Here is an 18,902-nt window from a genome sequence, read left to right on the forward strand (position 1 = left end):
GTAACGCAACTTGCTCAATCCAAACCGTGATGCTTGAGCTAGGTGCGCGCCGGACGTATGGTCGGCCTGTCGGCGACGCCGCCGGCGCCGGACGCTTCGGGGCCCCACGAGGGCCGCGGGCCGACCTGGAGGTATGACGATGGTGCACACTCCAACCCCGACAGCCGGTCCCGCGGTGTCCGTGGATGACGCGGCACGATTGCTCACCGCCGACGGCGAGCGCGTGGCCGACCCCACGCTGGATCCCTGGCTGGATGCGCTCGACCCCGCCGCGCTGCGCACGCTGTACCGCGACATGATCCTCACCCGCCGGGTCGACGCCGAGGGCTTCGCCCTGCAGCGCCAGGGGCAGCTGGGTCTGTGGCCGCCCTGCCGCGGCCAGGAGGCTGTCCAGGTCGGCACCACCCACGCCCTCGCCGCCGCCGACATGATCTTCCCCAGCTACCGCGAGACCGGGGTACTGCTGGCACGGGGAGGGCGTCCGCAGGAGTTCGTGCTCGCGTGGCGGGGCGAGGCGCACACCGCCCACGACACCGAGCGGCTGCGGATGGCGCCCATGCAGGTGATCATCGGAGCCCATGCACTGCACGCCACCGGCTACGCGATGGGCATCCAGCGCGATCACGCGGACGAGATCGCGGTGGCGTACTTCGGCGATGGGGCGATGAGTCAGGGCGACGTCAACGAGGCGCTGGTGTTCTCCGCCTCCTACCAGGCGCCCGTCGTGTTCGTCTGCTCCAACAATCAGTGGGCGATCTCCGAGCCGGTCGACGTCCAGTCGAGGGTGCCGCTGGCCGCTCGCGGAGCCGGCTTCGGGGTGCCGAGCCTGCGGATCGACGGCAATGACGTTCTCGCCTGCTACGCGGCGATGCGCTGGGCGCGCGACCGTGCCCGTCGGGGCGAGGGACCGACGCTCCTCGAGGCTGTGACGTACCGGATGGGGCCGCACACCACCGCGGATGACCCGACCCGGTACCGGGATGCTGCGGAACTCGAGCGCTGGGAACGCCGCGACCCGATCTCCCGGTTCGAGACCTACCTGCGCGGCGAGGGGATCCTCGACGATGAGGCGGTTTCCGAGGTGGCAGCCGCTGGCGACGCCCTGGCCGCCGAGGTGCGTGCGGCGTGCATCGGCGCGCAGACCCTCCCCGGTGTCGAGGTGCTCGACACCGTCTACGCCGAGCCGCATTCGGGTCTTGCCGAACAGCGCCGCGACTACGAGGCGTATCTCGCGGCATTCGCCGACACGGAGGTGGAGGCATGACTCGGCTGACTCTCGCCCAGGCGGTGGGTGCGGGTCTTCGCACCGCCATGCAGGACGACCCCCGTGTGCTGCTCCTCGGGGAAGACATCGGGAAGCTCGGCGGAGTTTTCCGGGTCACCGACGGGCTGCTCGACCGGTTCGGCCCGGAGCGCGTGATCGACACGCCGCTGGCCGAGGCCGGCATCATGGGCGCCGCCGTGGGGCTCGCCTTCCGCGGCTACCGGCCCGTGGTGGAGATCCAGTTCGACGGGTTCGTGTATCCCGCGTTCGATCAGATCGTCTGCCAGGTGGCGAAGCTCCACTACCGCACGCGCGGCGTGGTGAAGATGCCGCTGACGATCCGTATCCCGTGGGCGGGCGGCATCGGCGCGGCCGAGCACCACTCCGAGTCGCCCGAGGCGTACTTCGTCCACACGGCCGGTCTGCGCGTGGTTGCCGCATCCGACCCCCGCGACGCCTATGTGCTGCTGCGCCAGGCGATCGCGAGCGATGACCCGGTGGTCTTCTTCGAGCCCAAGCGGCTGTACCACACGAAGGGCGAGGTCGACCTCGACCTCGATCTCGCCGATGAGCCGCCGATGGGGCTCGCCCGCGTGGTGCGCGAAGGCACCGACGTCACTCTCGTCACTTACGGCGCGCAGGTTCCGATCGCCCTGGACGCCGCTCTCGCCGCAGAGGATGAGGGGGTATCGATCGAAGTCCTCGACCTGCGATCGATCTCCCCGGTGGACTACGGTGCCGTCACCGCATCCGTGCGCAAGACGGGCCGCGCGGTGGTCACGCACGAGGCAGCGCGCGAGGCGGGAGTGGGGGCGGAGCTGGTCGCCAGCATCACCGAGCGCTGCTTCGATTACCTGGAAGCCGCTCCCCAGCGCGTCACCGGTCATGACATCCCCTACCCGCCCGCCAAGCTCGAGCGTCACCACCTTCCCGACCTCGACCGCATCCTCGCGGCCGTCGACCGCGTGCTCGGCCGCGAACACGACCTGCAGGGGATGCCGCGATGATCCAGGAATTCCGACTCCCCGACCTCGGGGAGGGGCTCACCGACGCGGAGCTCGTGCAGTGGCTCGTCGCCGAGGGCGACGCGGTGCATCTCAACCAGACGATCGCGGAGGTGGAGACAGCCAAGGCGGTCGTGGAGCTGCCGTCGCCGTTCGCCGGTGCCGTCCAGCACCTGCACGCCGCAGCCGGCGACACCGTGCAGGTGGGCGCGCCCCTGGTGACCTTCTCCGTGCCCGGCGAGGACGCGCCGAGCCCCGGTGCCGACCCGGTCGCGACCGGGTCGGCACCGGAGGTTGCCTCCCAGCGGGAGCGGGAGCGGGAGCCGGAGCCGGAACGCGCGCACGTGCCCGCCTCCGCGCAGCGGCCGTCACGCGACGAGTCGGAGTCGACCGACGGTCGGCAACCGACCCTCGTCGGGTATGGCGCGGTCGGGCGATCGGGTGCGCGTCCGCACCGTCGCCCCCGACGCGGGCTCCCGGCCGCGGGGCCCGGAACGGCTCCGGCGCGCGAGGCGGGCGAGCGGGAACGGCCCCGCTCCAGCCCGCCGGTGCGCCGCCTCGCCAAAACGCTCGGCGTCGACCTCGATGCGCTGGGCGGACGCGACGGCCTGATCACGCGCGCCGACGTGGAGGCCGCAGCCCGGCCCGCGGCAGCGAGCGACCCCCGGGTCACCCGCATCCCCATCCGGGGCGTCCGCAAGCACACCGCTGCGGCGATGGTGCGCAGTGCCTTCACCGCGCCGCACGCCGCGACCTTCGTCACCGTCGATGTCACCGAGACGGTGCGCCTCCTCGACGAACTGTCGCACGACCGGGCGCTGGACGGCCACCGCCTCGGCATCCTCGCCGTCACCGCGAAGGCCGTGTGCCTGGCACTCGGGCGCACCCCGGTGCTCGGCTCGCGCTGGGACGAGGAGGCGGGAGAGATCATCCAGCCCTCGTACGTGAACCTCGGCATCGCCGTCGCCAGCGCGCGGGGCCTCGTCGTCCCGAACGTGCGGGACGCCGAGACGCTCACCCTGGTGGATCTGGCCGACTCCATCGGCGACCTGGTGTCCACGGCGCGTGCCGGGTCGCTCACCCCGGTCCAGCTCAGTGGCGGCACGTTCACCATCACCAACGTCGGGGTGTTCGGTGTGGACGGCGGAGTCCCCATCCTCAACCCCGGGGAGGCGGGCATCCTCGCCGTCGGAGCGATACGACGTCAGCCGTGGGAGCATCACGGCGACATCGCGCTCCGCGACGTCATGACGCTCAGCCTGTCGTTCGACCACCGCCTCGCCGACGGCGCGGAGGCCGCCGGCTTCCTCATGGATGTCGCCGGCGTGCTGCGCGCACCCGGCCGAGCGATGCTGCTGCGCTGAGATGACGACCACCCGGACCGCACCGACGCACGCGACGCAAGCCGCACTCGCCGACCGCCTCCGCGACCGCCTCGCCCAGGTGGCACGCGGCGGCTCCGACACCGCCCGCGACCGTCATGTCGCCCGCGGCAAGCTCCTCGCTCGCGACCGGGTCGACCGTCTCCTGGACGAGGGAAGCCCCTTCCTGGAGGTCGCGCCGCTCGCCGCCGAGGGAATGTACGACGGGGATGCCCCCGCCGCCGGCGTGGTCGCCGGCATCGGTCTCGTGCACGGCCGCCTCGTGATGGTCGTCGCCAACGACGCGACGGTGAAGGGCGGCGCGTACTTCCCGCTGACCGTGAAGAAGCACCTCCGTGCTCAGGAGATCGCCCTCGAGAACCGCCTGCCGTGCGTGTACCTGGTCGATTCCGGAGGCGCCTACCTGCCGATGCAGGACGAGGTGTTCCCCGACCGCGACCACTTCGGGCGGATCTTCCGCAACCAGGCACGTCTCTCCGCTGAGGGCGTCGGGCAGATCGCCGCCGTCCTGGGCTCGTGCACCGCCGGCGGCGCGTATGTGCCGGCGATGAGTGACGAGACCGTGATCGTCCGGGGCCAGGGGACGATCTTCCTCGGCGGCCCGCCGCTGGTGAAGGCCGCGATCGGCGAGACCGTCACCGCCGAGGAGCTCGGCGGGGGAGACGTGCACGCGCGCCGCTCCGGGGTGGTCGATCACCTTGCCGAGAACGACGCGCACGCACTCGAGATCGTGCGTGACATCGTCGCGACGCTGCCCAAGCCCGCCCCGCGGTCATGGGAGGTCACCGCATCCGTCCCACCCGCGGCAGACCCCGCCACCCTGTACGACGTCGTGCCCGTCGACGTCACGCAGCCCTACGACGTGCACGCCGTGCTCGACCGACTGGTCGACGCCGACTCGGTACACGAGTTCAAGCGCGAGTACGCCACCACGATCGTCACCGTGTTCGCACGTATCCACGGGCATCCCGTTGGGATCGTCGCGAACAACGGAGTGCTCTTCAGCGAATCGGCGCTCAAGGCGGCGCACTTCATCGAACTCTGCGATCAGCGCGGCATCCCGCTGCTGTTCCTGCAGAACATCTCCGGCTTCATGGTCGGAAAGGATGCCGAGGCCGGCGGTATCGCGAAGGACGGCGCGAAGATGGTCACCGCCGTGGCGACCACCCGGGTACCCAAACTGACGGTGATCATCGGCGGCTCGTTCGGCGCCGGCAACTACGCCATGTGCGGACGCGCGTACGACCCGCGGTTCCTGTGGACCTGGCCGGCCGCCCGCATCTCGGTCATGGGCGGGACTCAGGCCGCGGCCGTCCTCGCCACGGTCAAACGAGATCAGCTCGACGCACGGGGCCAGGAGTGGTCGCCCGAGGACGAAGAGGCGTTCCGCGCCCCCGTTCGCGACCGCTACGACGCGCAGGGCGACCCGTACTACGCCACCGCCCGGCTGTGGGATGACGGCATCCTCGACCCCGCCGACACCCGCACCGTGCTCGGCCTTGCGCTGGAGGTCGTGTCCCGGTCCCCGCTTCCCGATCCGCGCTTCGGCGTCTTCCGGATGTGAGCGCCATGGGTCCCACCGAGCCTGTCGAGGTGTTCGGCACCGTCCTCGTCGCCAACCGCGGTGAGATCGCCCGCCGCGTCATCCGGACGCTTCGGCGCCTGGGCATCCGATCGGTCGCCGTGTACAGCGACGCCGACGCCGGTGAGCCGCACGTGCGGGAAGCCGACACCGCCGTGCGCATCGGACCCGCCGCCGCCCGGGGGTCGTACCTGGACATCGACGCGGTCCTCGCGGCCGCCCGGGCCACCGGCGCCGACGCCATCCACCCCGGGTACGGGTTCCTGTCCGAGAACGCCGCCTTCGCCCGCGCCTGCGCGGAGGGCGGAATCGTCTTCATCGGGCCGGGGGAGCGGGCGATCGACATCATGGGCGACAAGATCCGCGCCCGCGACCATGTCGCCGCATCCGGGGTGCCGATCGTGCCCGGTTTCGGGGCGGAGGGGATGACCGACGCCGAGATCGCCGCCCGGGCCGTCGAGGTCGGCTACCCGGTGATCGTCAAGCCGTCGGCCGGCGGCGGGGGCAAGGGTATGGAGGTGGTGCGGGATGCGGCGGACCTGCCGGCGGCCCTGGCCACCGCGCGCCGCGTCGCCACCGCGGCCTTCGGCGACGACACCCTGCTTCTGGAGAGGTTCGTGTCGGCGCCCCGTCACATCGAGGTGCAGGTGCTCGCCGACGAAGCCGGAACCGTCGTGCACCTCGGCGAGCGGGAGTGCACTCTTCAGCGGCGGCACCAGAAGGTAATCGAGGAGGCTCCGTCGCCGATCGTGACGCCCGGCCTGCGCGCGCGATTGGGGGCGGCCGCGTGCGCGGCAGCGGCCAGCGTCGATTATCGCGGCGCGGGCACCGTGGAATTCCTGGTGTCGGGCGAGAACCCGGAGGAATTCTTCTTCCTCGAGATGAACACGCGCCTGCAGGTGGAGCATCCCGTCACCGAGCTGGTCACCGGGCTCGACCTCGTCGAGCAGCAGGTACGGGTCGCGGCCGGGCGACCGCTGGACTTCACGCAGGCGGACGTCCGCGTAGAGGGGTGGGCGATGGAGGCCCGCGTGTACGCCGAACGCCCGGCACGGGGATTCCTGCCGGCAACCGGCGACGTGCTCGCCTGGCGGCCGGCCCCCGGAGCGCGCACCGACGCCGCCGTCGAGAGCGGCAGTCGGGTGGGCGTGGACTACGACCCTCTCGTGGCGAAGGTCATCGCGCATGGCGCCGACCGGGCCAGCGCGCTGTCGCGACTGGATGCGGCCCTGGCCGGCACGGTCCTGCTCGGCGTGGAGACGAATATCGCCTACCTCCGCACGATCCTCGCCGACCAGCGGGTTCGCCGGGGAGACCTCGACACCGGACTGCTCGACCGGCTGCCGTCCGAAGAAGAGGAGCCGCCTTCACCGGCGATCCTCGCTGCCGCCCGTGATGCTGTCGCACCGCCCCGCGGCGACCTGTGGGAGGCCCGCGACGGCTGGCGAGCCGGCGGCCGTTCCGCGGAGGTGCGCACCATCTTCGACACCGACGCGGGCACCGCCACGGTCGACGGGAACGCGGCGCCCTCGCCCAGCGCCGTCGTGGCCCGCGCAGCCGACGGCGCCGTCTGGGTGCACGACGACGGGGTGACCGCACGGGTCGTCCCGGTCTCCCGGCGCGACGCGACACTGCGCGAGCGGGAAGGCGCCGTCGCGGCACAGCGCAACCCCGCACTCCTCGCGCCGCTCCCCGGCACGGTGGTCGCCGTGCACGTCACGGAGGGCTCCCGTGTGAACGCGGGCGAGAAGATGCTGACGATCGAAGCCATGAAGATGGAGCACACCCTCACGGCCCCGCACGACGGGATCGCGCGGTTGCGGGTGCAGCTCGGAGCATCCGTCGCCCGCGACCAGAGCGTCGCCGAAGTCGAACCACCCGTCCTGGAGGACCACGATGCCCACTGACACCTTGACCGTCGGACTGACCGCAGAGGAGCGGGAACTCTCGGGCATGGTCCGCGCCTTCGCCGACGAGGTCGTCGCGCCGCGGTCGTACGAGGCGGATCGCGAGGCGACTCTTCCTCTCGACATCGTCGCTCAGATGGGTGAGCTCGGCCTGTTCGGCCTCCCGTTCCCCGAAGACGTCGGGGGGCAGGGCGGCGACTACGCCGCCCTGTGTGTGGCGCTGGAAGCACTCGGGCGGGTGGACCAGTCGATCGCGATCACCCTCGAAGCGGGCGTGAGTCTCGGCGCGATGCCGGTGTACCGGTTCGGCACCGACGCACAGCGCACCCAGCTCCTCCCCGACCTCCTGGCCGGGCGCGCGCTGGCCGGGTTCGGCCTCACCGAGCCCGAGGCCGGCAGCGACGCGGGCGCGACGCGCACCGCGGCGCGGCTGGAGAACGGGGAGTGGGTGATCGACGGGGCCAAGCAGTTCATCACCAACTCCGGCACCGCGATCACCCGGTTCGTCACAGTGACCGCGGTCACCGGCCGCGGCGCGGACGGGCGCCCCGAGATCTCGGCCATCATCGTGCCTTCCGGCACTCCCGGATTCGTCGTGGGACCCGGCTACGACAAGGTGGGGTGGCACGCCTCCGACACGCATCCGCTCGCCTTCTCCGACGCGCGAGTCCCCGAGGCCAACCTCCTCGGGGAGCGCGGCCGCGGCTACGCGAACTTCCTCCACATCCTCGACGAAGGCCGGATCGCCATCGCCGCCCTCGCCACCGGTGCGGCGGAGGGCTGCCTGGAAGCCGCGGTCGACTACGCCAAGAGCCGCACCGTGTTCGGCGAGCGTCTCTCGTCGCGTCAGGGCATCCAGTTCCTCCTCGCACGCATGCGAGCGCGCGTGCACACCTCCCGCCTGGCGTGGCTGCACGCCGCGCGCCTGCGGGACGCAGGGGAGCGGTTCAAGGAGGAGGCGGCCATCGCGAAACTCGTCGCGGGGGAGGCGGCGATGGACAACGCCCGCGACGCCACGCAGGTCTTCGGTGGAAACGGCTTCATGAACGAGTATCCGGTCGCCCGCCACTATCGCGACTCGAAGATCCTGGAGATCGGTGAGGGCACCACCGAGGTGCAGCTCCTCGTCATTTCGCGGGCACTCGGTCTGACGGGATAGCGTGACGTTGTGAGCGGCATCCTCCAGCGCGGCCTGTGGTTCGAGGAGTTCGAGGTCGGAGCGCGGTACCTTCACCGCCCCGGGCGGACGATCACGCAGGCCGACAACATCCTCTTCTCCGCCCTCACCGCCAACCCGCAGGCGCTGCACGTGGACGCCGCATACGCGGCGAGCCAGCCGTTCGGCCGCCCCCTCGTGAACTCGATGTGGACGCTCGCCACGATGGTGGGCGCATCCGTGGCGCAGTTGACGCAGGGCACCCTCGTCGCTCAACTCGGGCTCGGCGACATCGCGTTTCCCGCGCCGCTGTTTCCCGACGACACGCTCTACACCGAAACGGAGATCACCGCGACACGCCCATCCGCGTCGCGTCCCGGCCAGGGGGTCGTGACCCTGCGCCACACCGGCCGATCGCAAGACGACACCGTCGTCGCCACCGCGACGCGCACCGTGCTGGTGTGGCGCGAGGATGCAGAGGGCCGGCCATGAGCGGATTCGCCCTGGGCCCCGCGCTGTTGTTCTGCCCCGCCGACCGCCCCGAACGCTTCGCCAAGGCCGCCGAACGCGCGGACGCGGTCATCCTCGACCTCGAGGACGCGGTCGCGCCCGCCGACAAGACCCGAGCGCGCGGGGCGCTCATCGAAGCGGAGCTCGATCCGGCCCGCGTGATCGTCCGGGTGTCGGCGCCCGGCACCGACGCCTTCGTCGCCGACCTCGCCACGCTCGCGCAGACCGACTTCCGTACGGTCATGGTCGCCAAGACCGAATCGGCCAAGGCGTTGCGCGCCCTCGATGAACGGTTCTCGATCATCGGGCTGTGCGAGACGGCGAAGGGTGTCGCCGCGGCCGACAAGATCGCCGCATCCGACCGCGTCGTCGCCCTCATGTGGGGAGCGGAAGACCTCGTGGCGAGCCTGGGCGGCACCTCCAGCCGTGATGACCGCGGCCGGTATCGCGACATCGCCCGTTACGCGCGCTCGTGGGTGCTCCTCGCCGCCCGGGCGCACGACAAGGCCGCGATCGACGCGGTGCATCTCGACATCGCCGACACCGCGGGGCTCCGGAGCGAGGCCGAGGATGCTGCCGCCTCCGGGTTCGCCGCGAGTGCCTGCATCCACCCGTCGCAGGCGCCGATCATCCGCGCCGCCTACCGCCCGGACGCCGCCACCGTGGCGTGGGCCGAGGGTGTGCTGCGGGCCGCGGCCGGCGCGGGTGGAGTCTTCCGCCATGACGGGCGCATGGTGGACGAGCCGGTGCTGGTCCACGCCCGACGCGTGCTGCAGCGCGTGCAGGGCTGAGCTCGGCTCAGACGCCCCCGGCGGAGCGCTGCGCCACGATCGCGGCTGCGACGCGGGCGATCAGGTCGTACGGAATGGGCTGGGCGTGCGGGAAGACGACGGAGTCCTTCTCGGTGCGGTACGGCGCGATCTCCGATTCGAGCGGCTCGGAAAGCGGAGGGACCGGATACAGGCCGATGTGCTTTTTCCACCCCGCGTAGTGCAGCGCGTACCGGCCGCCGAGCATCACGGCGGCGATGCCGTACCGCATCTTCTCCTCCGGTGCCGGCACTTCGGCGAGGATGGCCGCACGGACCCGCTGAAGACGCTCGGCGATGGCCCCCGGGAAGGACGCGATACTCGTCGACCGTGGCGGGGGCAGGCATGCGCGCAGTCTAGGCCGCAGCCCCGACGTAGGACAGCAGACGGATGCGGTCGCGTTCGACGAGGAACCGGTGCGCCGACCCGTTCGGCAGGCGCTCGCCCTCGGCCGGCAGCTCGTCGCCGCTGGCGTGCCGGATGACCTGGCGGATGAGCGCACCGTGCGCGACCGCCACCACTTCGGGCGCGCGCGGCGCCGTGAGCAGCCGCGCGTCGCGGACCACGGCGCGGATGGCGCGTACCGCGCGGACGCGCACGTCCGGCCACGGCTCGGCACCGGGCACCTGCGCGGAGTGCCAATCGCCCCAGCGAGCATGGAATTCCGCGGCGTCCAGCCCCTCCGCGTCGCCGTACGCCCGTTCGCGCAGCCCCGCGTAGCGCCTCGGGGAAGCAACCCCCAGCGTGTGGGCGATGATGGCGGCGGTCTCCACCGCGCGCGAGAGGTCGCTGGAGACCACCACGAGGGGTGTTTCGGGGTCACGATCCTCGGCCAGGAGCATCCCCGCGGCGAGTGCCTGTGCCCGCCCGGTGTCGTTCAGGGGGATGTCTGTCGCGCCCTGCACGCGCCCGTCGCGGTTCCAGTCGGTCTCGCCGTGGCGGATGAGGGTCATGAGCGTCACCGAATGAGTTTATCCGCCGGGCTCCCCGGCGAGCGCCCGATGCAGCGCGGGGAGCACCTCGCTCGTGCCCGCGTCGATCTTGACCGTCGCTCGGCCGTCGGCGCGGGTCTCGCCGCGGTTGATGATCACGACGGGGATGCGCCGCCGCCGTGCCCGCTCGACCAGGCGGATGCCGGAGTTGACCACGAGCGACGATCCGGCGACCACGAGCGCCCCGCTCGCGTGCAGCAGCTGCTCCGCCTCCCGGAACTTCTCCGCCGGGATGAACTCGCCGAAGAAGACGACGTCGGGCTTGAGCATCCCCCCGCACACCGTGCAGGCGGGGATGTGAAAGCCCTCGACCGTCTCGGGCCGTACGTCGCCGTCGGGTCCGAGCGGCACGTCCTGGTCGACACGGAGCCAGGGATTGTCGGCCTCGACCCGCTCGGCGAGGTCGCGGCGGTCGAACACCTGGCCGCAGTGCGTGCAGAAGACCCGCCGCATCGTGCCGTGCAGCTCGACGACCCGGCGGCTGCCGGCGCGAATGTGCAGGCCGTCCACGTTCTGCGTGATGACGCCGGTCGCCGCGCCCGCGCGCTCGAGGTCGGCGATGGCGGCGTGCCCGGGGTTGGGTCGGGCCGCGGCGAAGGTGCGCCAGCCCAGGTGGCTGCCCACCCAGTACCGGCGCCGCGCGCCTTCGCTCGCCAGAAACTGCTGCGCGGTCATGGGGGTGCGCACGGGAGCGCCCGCGCCGCGATAGTCGGGGATCCCGGAATCCGTCGAGACTCCCGCCCCCGTGAGGATCGCGAGACGGCGACCTTCCAGCGTCTCGATGGCACGTTCGACCGACGCCGCCACCGCAGCATCCTGGGCGAACACAGAAGACACCCTCCACCTCCGATGTCGAGTGTAGGCGCGTGCCGGACCCCTGACGCCCGATGCCCGGCGTCGGTGGGCGGCTCGGGAGGCGTTCGGGAAATGGCAGAGTGAATGCATGCTCGTGGTCGAAATCGCGGATGCCGCCGACCCCCGGTTGAGCGACTATCGCGACCTCACCGATGTGGCCCTCCGCCGGGTGCGCGAACCAGCCGAGGGGCTCTACATCGCCGAGTCCGCCAAAGTGCTCTCCCGGGCGCTGGCTGCGGGACATCGGCCCCGCTCGCTGCTCGTGCAGGAGAAATGGCTCGACGAGGCTCAGCGCTTGGTGCGCGACGGCGACGTGCCCGTCTACGTCGTGCCGGAAGAGGTGGCGGCCCAGGTGACGGGGTACGCCGTGCACCGGGGGATGCTGGCGGCGATGCATCGTCCCGCCCTGCGGCCCGTGGCCGAGGTGGTGGCCGGGGCGCGGCTCGTGGTGATCCTGGAGGACATCGTCGACCACACCAACGTCGGAGCCGCGTTCCGCAGCGTCGCGGCCCTGGGTGCCGACGCCGTGCTCGTGACGCCGCGGTGCGCCGACCCGCTGTACCGCCGCAGTGTGCGCGTCAGCATGGGAACGGTCTTCCAGGTCCCGTGGACGCGCCTGCCGGAGTGGGATGCGGCCGGTCCGCTCCTGCACGAAGCGGGCCTGCACATCGCTGCGCTCGCGCTGTCGGCGGATGCGGTGTCACTGGACGACTTCGCCGCATCCCGCCCGGAGCGCGTCGCGCTTCTTCTCGGAGCCGAGGGCGACGGCCTGAGCCGGCGTGCGCTCGCTGCCGCAGACACGGTGGTGACCATTCCGATGGCCGGGGGAGTGGATTCCCTCAACGTGGCGGCGGCATCCGCGGTCGCGCTCTGGGCGCTGCGCCCGCGCGACCGCAGCTAGGTGAACGCTCACCCGGAAATCGAGGGGATCCCGGTCATCGAGGACCGGTTCGGGGCAGAGGCTCCTCGATTCGCGTGATCCCCTCGAATTGCGCGGGGATGCTGCGGCTCAGCCGGGCGTGCCCTGCTCGCCGCCCGGACGTTCGGGGCCGAGGTGGTCGGCCTCGGGGTCAGGGCGGTCCGGCTCGGCCGCAGGCACGGGAGAACCCCCGGCGGCTTCCGCCGTCCCGGCCGAACGTGAGGCGTCCGAGTGCGCGACCGGGAGGGGCTCGGGGCGCTTGGGTGTGAGGTCGTCTCCCGAGGACTTGTGACGCAAGCGCCGGAGCACCCAGGGCATGAGGTACTCGCGCGCCCACAGGATGTCGTGGCCGCGCGCCGCGCGCCAGGTCGTCCGCGGGAGCGGCTCGGGCTGCATCGGCTGGAGGTCGTTCGGCACGTTGAGAGTCCGCAGCACCATGCGGGCGACCTCGTGATGGCCGAGGGAGTTGTAGTGCAGACGGTCGTCGTCGAAGAACCGTCCGTCCTGCACGACCCGCAGACCCCACTGGTCGGCCACGATGCAGTTGTGGGCGGCGGCGATCACGCGAATGTGCTCGTTGAAGATGGCGACCTTGCCGCGGATGCCGCGGAACACCGGCGTGAACTGGGTGTCGATTCCCGTGAACACCACGAGCGTGGCGCCGGTGCGGGACAGGCGCACGACGGCGTCCTGGAACTGCTGGGCCACCGCGTCGGGGTCGCTGCCGGGGCGGATGACGTCGTTGCCTCCCGCCGAGAAGGTGATGAGGTCCGGCGCGAGGGCGATGGCCGGCTCGATCTGGTCGGCGACGATCTGACCGATGAGCTTCCCCCGCACGGCGAGATTGGCGTACGCGAAGTCGTCGGCCTGCGCGGCGAGCACCTCGGCGACGCGGTCGGCCCACCCGCGGAGACCGGCGGGGGAGCCGGGTTCGGGGTCGCCGACACCCTCCGTGAAGGAGTCGCCGATCGCGATGAAGCGGCGCCAGGGATGCGGCGCGGGTGGTGATTCGAAGGGAGTGTGGGCGGGGACGTCGGGGTGTGTCGTCATCGTTCCTCCGCCATCCAGGGTAACGGCCTTCCTGGGGCCGGTGGAGTCGGGAGCATCGCCTAGGGTAGTGAGTCGCGCCGGACGGAGAGGGGAGGAAACGTGGACGACGACGTGCTCCTCGCCCCCGAGAATTCCCCCGATAGCGAAGCGCACTTCGGGAGCTTCGCGGCCGAGCATCTCTCACCGACGTATCCCCAGCGAGCGCCGTGGGGAACCGCGCAGCGCCTGCGCGCGTGGCAGGCCGAGGCCCTTGACGTGTACTTCGGGCTCGACGGGCCCGACGGCGTGGGTAAGGGTCCGCGCGACTTCCTCGCGGCCGCGACACCCGGCGCCGGCAAGACGACGTTCGCGCTCCGTCTCGCGAGCGAGCTGGTGCGGCGACGCGTCGTCGACCGCATCGTCGTGGTGGCACCGACCGAGCACCTGAAGACCCAGTGGGCGGATGCGGCGGCCCGCGTCGGCATCCGGCTGGATCCGGCGTTCAGCAACCGGCACGCGGCTCCCTCTCGGCAGTACCACGGTGTCGCGGTGACCTACGCGCAGGTCGCGGTGAAGGCATCCGTGCATCACCGGCTGATCCTCGACGCCCGCACGCTCGTGATCCTCGACGAGGTGCACCACGGCGGCGACGCGTTGAGCTGGGGCGACGCGCTGCGCGAGGCGTACAGTCGCGCGACGCGACGGTTGCTGCTGTCGGGCACGCCCTTCCGCAGCGACACCGCACCCATCCCGTTCGTGGAATACCACCCCGATGCCAAGGGCATCCGCGTCTCCCGCACCGACTACGCGTACGGATACCGCCGCGCCCTGGAGGACGGCGTGGTGCGCCCCGTCCTGTTCCTCGTCTACGCCGGGAGGATGCGGTGGCGGACCAAGGCCGGCGACGAGATGGAAGCGCATCTCGGCCAGGACAACACCAAAGACATCACAGCGCAGGCGTGGCGCACGGCCCTCGACCCGAACGGGGAGTGGATCCCGGCGGTGCTGCGCTCCGCCGACCGGCGGCTGACCGAGGTGCGTCAGCACATCCCGGATGCGGGTGGCCTCGTCATCGCCACGGACCAGACCGCCGCGCGCGCCTACGCCGCGATCCTCGCCGACGTCACCGGCGAGCAGCCGACCGTCGTCCTCTCGGACGAGGCCGAGGCATCCTCGCGCATCGAGCAGTTCGCCCAGAGCACGAGCCGGTGGATGGTGGCCGTGCGGATGGTGTCGGAGGGCGTCGACGTGCCGCGCCTGGCCGTGGGGGTGTACGCGACGTCGGCGGCAACACCGCTGTTCTTCGCGCAGGCGATCGGCCGCTTCGTGCGGGCGCGGCGTCGCGGGGAGACCGCGAGCGTGTTCCTTCCCAACGTGCCGATCCTCCTGGCCCTCGCCGGAGAGCTCGAACGGCAGCGTGACCACGCGCTGGATCGCGACTCCGACGACGATCAGTGGAACGCCGAAGAAGACATGATGGACGCCGCCGAGCGCGAGGAGAAGGCCTCCGACGGGCTCACGGAAGAGTTCAGCTTCCAGGCGCTCGGCTCTCTCGCCCACTTCGATCGGGTGATGTTCGACGGGAAGGACTTCGGTCAGCTGGCGATCCCCGGAACGCCCGAGGAGGAGGAGTTCCTCGGTATTCCCGGCCTGCTCGAACCCGACCAGGTGCACGAGGTGCTGATGTCGCGCGTCTCCCGGCAATCCCGGCACCGCACCGCGCGCGAGGCGCAGGAGGCGCAGGCCCCCGAGCAGGGCGAGGCATCCGACGCCCCCGCAGCGGGCCTGCCGCAGCCCCTGCACCGAACCCTGAAGGAGCAGCGTCAACTGCTCAACAGCCTCGTGGGTCTGTATGCGCGGCAGACCGGCGAAGCGCACGGACTGGTCCACGCGGAACTGCGGCGCGTGTGCGGCGGGCCGGCCGTCTCGCACGCGACCGTCGCGCAGCTGCAGGCGCGTATCGAGGTGCTGCGTCGCCGGGTCCACTCGTGACGAACCGGGAGGACGCGCTTCGGAACCCCGAAATGCTGGAAGTTCCGCCGCCGGGGCCGGCCCGGCCCATCACCGCGGATAGCGTGGAAGCTCACCACCCGATCGGAGCTCTCGTGACCCGCGCCCTGCCGACAGAGCGAGATCGTCGGCGCTGGGCGCGGTACCTCGTGGATGAGCGCGCCGAAGCGCGGGTCTACCACGAACTCGCCACCCGCCGGGAGGGCGAGGAACGGGAGATCCTCCTCGCTCTGGCCGACGCAGAGGCGCGCCACGCGGCCCACTGGCTCGACCTTCTCGGCGGCGAGCCCCGGCGGGCACCGCGCCCGGGCATGGGAACCACGCTCCTCGCGTGGATGGCGCGGCACTTCGGCTGGCTTTTCGTGCTGGCTCTGGCCCAGAATGCGGAGGGGCGCTCGCCGTACGAAGACGAACCGTACGCGACGGCGGCGATGGCTGCCGACGAGAAGGTGCACCACGAAGTCGTTCGCGGGCTCGCTGCACGCGGGCGCCGACGACTGTCGGGCACCTTCCGCGCGGCGGTCTTCGGCGCCAACGACGGACTGGTCTCCAACCTCGCGCTGGTGATGGGAATCGGCGCGACCGGGATCGCCCCTGGTTTCGTGCTTTTCAGCGGCCTCGCCGGGCTCCTCGCCGGGGCGCTGTCGATGGCGGCCGGGGAGTTCGTCTCGGTGCGTTCGCAGCGAGAGCTGCTGCAGGCCACGCAGCCGAACGAGTACGCCGACGAGGCGTTGCCGTTCCTCGACCTCGACGCGAACGAATTGGCCCTGGTCTATCGCACGCGCGGTCTTCCCATCGACGAGTCCCGCGATCGGGCACGCCGCGTCGTCTCGGCGGCTCAGGCCACCGGGCGCGGAGCGGCGCGGGCGGGCGAACCCGATCCCGGCGACGCGCACGAGATCGTCGGAAGCGCCTGGCGCGCCGCATCCTCGAGCTTCCTCTTCTTCGCCTCGGGAGCGGTCATCCCCGTGCTCCCGTGGATCTTCGGGCTCTCCGGGGTCGCAGCCATCGTGGTGGCGCTCCTGCTCGTAGGTGCCGCGTTGCTGGCGACCGGCGCCACGGTGGGATTGCTCTCCGGGGCCTCGCCGCTTCGCCGCGCCCTCCGGCAACTGTTCATCGGATACGGCGCCGCCGCGGTCACCTATCTGCTCGGGCTCGCCTTCGGCGTCACCCTGGGGTGACCCGACGGGTCAGATGTGGCCGAGGGCGAGCATCGCGTCGGCCACGTGGATGAACGCGGAGATGTTCGCCCCTGCGACGTAGTCGCCCGGCACGCCGTACTCGTCTGCAGTCTCGAGACACCGGTCGTGGATGGAACGCATGATCTGCTCGAGCCGTTCCTCCGTGTGCGGAAACGTCCAGGAGTCGCGAGACGCGTTCTGCTGCATCTCCAGCGCGCTGGTGGCCACCCCGCCGGCGTTGACGGCCTTGCCCGGCGCGAACTGCACGCCCGCCTCACGCAGGACGCGAATCGCATCGGGCGTCGTGGGCATGTTCGCGCCCTCGGCCACGATCCGGCAGCCGCCCCGCGCGAGCGCGTCCGCGCCCGCGGCATCCAGTTCGTTCTGCGTCGCGCAGGGGAGCGCGATGTCGCACGCGACCTCCCAGATGGATCCGCCGGAGACGAACTCCGCGCCGCGGCGTTCATCGGCATAAACACTCATGCGGGCGCGGCGGACGTTCTTGATGTCTTTGAGCAGATCGAGGTCGATGCCTGCCTCATCAACGACGTATCCCGACGAATCCGAGCAGGCGACGACGGTGCCGCCGAGCTGGTGCACCTTCTCGATGGCGTAGATGGCGACGTTGCCCGAACCGGACACGACCACCCGCTTGCCCTCGAGCCCGTCGTCCGCCTCACGCAGCATCTCGTCGACGAAGAACACCACGCCGTACCCGGTGGCTTCCGTGCGCACCTGCGAGCCGCCCCAGGTGAGGCCCTTACCGGTCAGCACCCCCGACTCGTAGCGGTTGGTGATGCGCTTGTACTGACCGAACAGATAACCGATCTCGCGTCCGCCGACGCCGATGTCGCCGGCCGGGACATCGGTGTGCTCGCCGAGGTGACGGTACAACTCCGTCATGAACGACTGACAGAAGCGCATGACTTCGCCGTTCGAGCGGCCCTTCGGGTCGAAGTCGCTGCCGCCCTTGGCGCCGCCGATCGGCATTCCGGTCAGCGCGTTCTTGAAGATCTGCTCGAACCCGAGGAATTTCACGATGCCGAGGTACACGCTCGGGTGGAAGCGCAATCCGCCCTTGTACGGGCCCAGGGCCGAGTTGAACTCGACGCGGAATCCGCGGTTCAGCTGCACATGTCCGGCGTCGTCGGTCCACGGTACGCGGAAGATGATCTGACGCTCGGGCTCGCAGAGGCGTCGGATGATCTCTTCGTCGGCATACTGCGAGTGCTTGGCCACGACCGGTGCGAGGCTCTCGAATACCTCGCGCACGGCCTGGTGGAACTCCGCCTCCCCGGGATTGCGGCGGACGACTTCGTCGAAGACAGGGATGAGACTGGGCTCGAGAACGGACACGGGTGCTCCTTCAATGGTGCTCTGCCGCTTGCGGCAGGTGCGCCCGGAAGCAGACGCACCACCTCGACGGTATCGCGCCCGCCTCGCGAAACCATGTGTGCTCCGAGCCCACACGGTGCCGCGCAGGAAATCCTGTCACGCTGACAGGCGCCCTCGTCCCGCGGAGTGGTTGATCTCCAGGGGTCCGGCCTCCGGGCGGAGGATGACCTTGGACAGGTAGAGGGGCCGGGAGGCCAGGTGAACCGTCTGCGTCACGATCAGAACCGGCGAGGTGGGCCGGGTCTTCAGCAGCTTCGCACGAACCACCCCCGGCGTGCCTGCAGTAAGCTCCGAGCGGCCTGTGCCGAAGGCCGGGCCGAGCTCGGCCGCCAGAGAGCCGAGGCATGTGCGCCCTTGATCGATGTTCTCGATGAGGCGCTGCACCTGCGTGCCGAAAGTGCGGAGATTCTCTCCCGCCGGGAGGTGTTCCTGGACCAGCGCGACGGGGTCGCCGTTGCTGGACAGCACGGACTCGACGAACAGACTCGGTGACGTCGGCGTGATGCCGAGTCCCTCGGCGATGAACGACACGGATTCCCGCTGCAGCGTCACCTCCGTGCGGCTCACAGAGAGGTCAGGGAACCGCTCCGAGAGAATCTGCTCCATCGGGCGCAGGCGCTCGAAGCCCACGGCCGGCTGAGCGGCGGAGACGACCCGGCCGATTCCTCGGCGCGATCGGAGAAGCCCGTCCTCCTCGAGCAACAGCAGCGCCTCCCGCATGACGGTGCGGCTGACCTCCATCGCCTCGCCCAGCTCGCTTTCGCTGGGGAGCAGTGATTCCGGCGGCAGCGCACCGGAACGGATGGCGCCCGCGATCCGGTCGTAGACCTCAACCCGAAGCGGAACTCCCGGACGCGGAGTGATGGGGCCCACGAGAGCTGTCATGCGACCATCAAAACATATGCGC

The 18,902-nt window shown here is 71.1% G+C and carries 17 protein-coding genes; 11 read left to right on the forward strand and 6 right to left on the reverse strand.

Annotation, left to right across the window (positions count from 1 at the left end; translation table 11 throughout):
• Window positions 1-133 precede the first annotated feature (133 nt).
• From pdhA to AC4FS2_RS05265, 8 genes are read left to right on the forward strand one after another with little or no spacing between them, the layout of a single operon-like run.
• Complete coding sequence (gene pdhA, locus AC4FS2_RS05230; protein ID WP_491176498.1) at window positions 134-1,264, forward strand: pyruvate dehydrogenase (acetyl-transferring) E1 component subunit alpha; 1,131 nt, start codon at window positions 134-136, stop codon at window positions 1,262-1,264.
• The gene (locus tag AC4FS2_RS05235; RefSeq protein WP_491153101.1) at window positions 1,261-2,271 is read left to right on the forward strand and encodes an alpha-ketoacid dehydrogenase subunit beta; all 1,011 of its coding nucleotides are present in this window, start codon (window positions 1,261-1,263) and stop codon (window positions 2,269-2,271) included. Before pdhA ends, AC4FS2_RS05235 begins: the two co-directional genes overlap by 4 nt.
• Entirely contained in the window at window positions 2,268-3,632 is a 1,365-nt protein-coding gene (locus tag AC4FS2_RS05240) for a dihydrolipoamide acetyltransferase family protein (RefSeq protein WP_491176501.1), read from the forward strand. The genes AC4FS2_RS05235 and AC4FS2_RS05240 overlap by 4 nt, the downstream gene beginning before the upstream one ends.
• Window position 3,633: 1 nt before the next feature.
• Window positions 3,634-5,214, forward strand: a complete 1,581-nt coding sequence (locus tag AC4FS2_RS05245; RefSeq protein WP_491153099.1) for a carboxyl transferase domain-containing protein — start codon at window positions 3,634-3,636, stop codon at window positions 5,212-5,214.
• Between the two features lie 5 nt (window positions 5,215-5,219).
• Window positions 5,220-7,139 carry an acetyl/propionyl/methylcrotonyl-CoA carboxylase subunit alpha gene (locus AC4FS2_RS05250; protein ID WP_491153098.1) on the forward strand — a complete coding sequence of 640 codons (1,920 nt, stop codon included), beginning with the start codon at window positions 5,220-5,222 and terminating at the stop codon, window positions 7,137-7,139.
• Complete coding sequence (locus AC4FS2_RS05255; protein ID WP_491176503.1) at window positions 7,129-8,298, forward strand: acyl-CoA dehydrogenase family protein; 1,170 nt, start codon at window positions 7,129-7,131, stop codon at window positions 8,296-8,298. The genes AC4FS2_RS05250 and AC4FS2_RS05255 overlap by 11 nt, the downstream gene beginning before the upstream one ends.
• A 9-nt stretch (window positions 8,299-8,307) precedes the next feature.
• The gene (locus tag AC4FS2_RS05260) at window positions 8,308-8,787 is read left to right on the forward strand and encodes a MaoC family dehydratase (RefSeq protein ID WP_491153096.1); all 480 of its coding nucleotides are present in this window, start codon (window positions 8,308-8,310) and stop codon (window positions 8,785-8,787) included.
• On the forward strand, window positions 8,784-9,596 hold the full coding sequence (locus tag AC4FS2_RS05265) for an HpcH/HpaI aldolase/citrate lyase family protein (protein ID WP_491153095.1): 813 nt from the start codon (window positions 8,784-8,786) through the stop codon (window positions 9,594-9,596). Before AC4FS2_RS05260 ends, AC4FS2_RS05265 begins: the two co-directional genes overlap by 4 nt.
• 7 nt (window positions 9,597-9,603) lie before the next feature.
• On the opposite strand, the gene AC4FS2_RS05270 is transcribed toward AC4FS2_RS05265, so the two are convergent.
• The 3 genes from AC4FS2_RS05270 to AC4FS2_RS05280 all read right to left on the reverse strand — a co-directional run bounded on the left by AC4FS2_RS05270 (window position 9,604) and on the right by AC4FS2_RS05280 (window position 11,443).
• Window positions 9,604-9,867, reverse strand: a complete 264-nt coding sequence (locus AC4FS2_RS05270; protein WP_491176505.1) for an iron chaperone — start codon at window positions 9,865-9,867, stop codon at window positions 9,604-9,606.
• A gap of 103 nt (window positions 9,868-9,970) precedes the next feature.
• Window positions 9,971-10,567, reverse strand: coding sequence for a histidine phosphatase family protein (locus AC4FS2_RS05275; protein ID WP_491177799.1), 597 nt, complete (start codon window positions 10,565-10,567; stop codon window positions 9,971-9,973).
• 18 nt (window positions 10,568-10,585) lie between these two features.
• A complete protein-coding gene (locus AC4FS2_RS05280; RefSeq protein ID WP_491176507.1) occupies window positions 10,586-11,443 on the reverse strand; it encodes a Sir2 family NAD-dependent protein deacetylase in 858 nt (285 codons plus the stop codon).
• Window positions 11,444-11,549: 106 nt separating this feature from the next.
• Here AC4FS2_RS05280 and AC4FS2_RS05285 point away from each other — a divergent pair, with 106 nt between their 5' ends.
• Window positions 11,550-12,362 (forward strand): TrmH family RNA methyltransferase, encoded by an 813-nt coding sequence (locus tag AC4FS2_RS05285; RefSeq protein WP_491176510.1) that lies wholly within the window; start codon window positions 11,550-11,552, stop codon window positions 12,360-12,362.
• Window positions 12,363-12,470: 108 nt separating this feature from the next.
• Here AC4FS2_RS05285 and AC4FS2_RS05290 read toward each other — a convergent pair whose 3' ends face one another.
• Window positions 12,471-13,430 (reverse strand): SGNH/GDSL hydrolase family protein, encoded by a 960-nt coding sequence (locus AC4FS2_RS05290; RefSeq protein ID WP_491176513.1) that lies wholly within the window; start codon window positions 13,428-13,430, stop codon window positions 12,471-12,473.
• 99 nt (window positions 13,431-13,529) lie between these two features.
• Between AC4FS2_RS05290 and AC4FS2_RS05295 the strand changes: the two genes are divergently transcribed.
• Window positions 13,530-15,401 carry a DEAD/DEAH box helicase gene (locus AC4FS2_RS05295; RefSeq protein WP_491176515.1) on the forward strand — a complete coding sequence of 624 codons (1,872 nt, stop codon included), beginning with the start codon at window positions 13,530-13,532 and terminating at the stop codon, window positions 15,399-15,401.
• 32 nt (window positions 15,402-15,433) lie between these two features.
• Entirely contained in the window at window positions 15,434-16,600 is a 1,167-nt protein-coding gene (locus AC4FS2_RS05300) for a VIT1/CCC1 transporter family protein (protein ID WP_491176517.1), read from the forward strand.
• A gap of 9 nt (window positions 16,601-16,609) precedes the next feature.
• On the opposite strand, the gene gdhA is transcribed toward AC4FS2_RS05300, so the two are convergent.
• Window positions 16,610-17,956: an NADP-specific glutamate dehydrogenase gene (gdhA, locus tag AC4FS2_RS05305; protein WP_491176519.1), complete on the reverse strand. Its 1,347-nt coding sequence runs from the start codon at window positions 17,954-17,956 to the stop codon at window positions 16,610-16,612.
• 135 nt (window positions 17,957-18,091) lie between these two features.
• Window positions 18,092-18,880, reverse strand: a complete 789-nt coding sequence (locus AC4FS2_RS05310; protein ID WP_491176522.1) for a GntR family transcriptional regulator — start codon at window positions 18,878-18,880, stop codon at window positions 18,092-18,094.
• Window positions 18,881-18,902 lie beyond the last annotated feature (22 nt).

It is taken from the genome of Microbacterium sp. Z10_103, assembly GCF_058310455.1.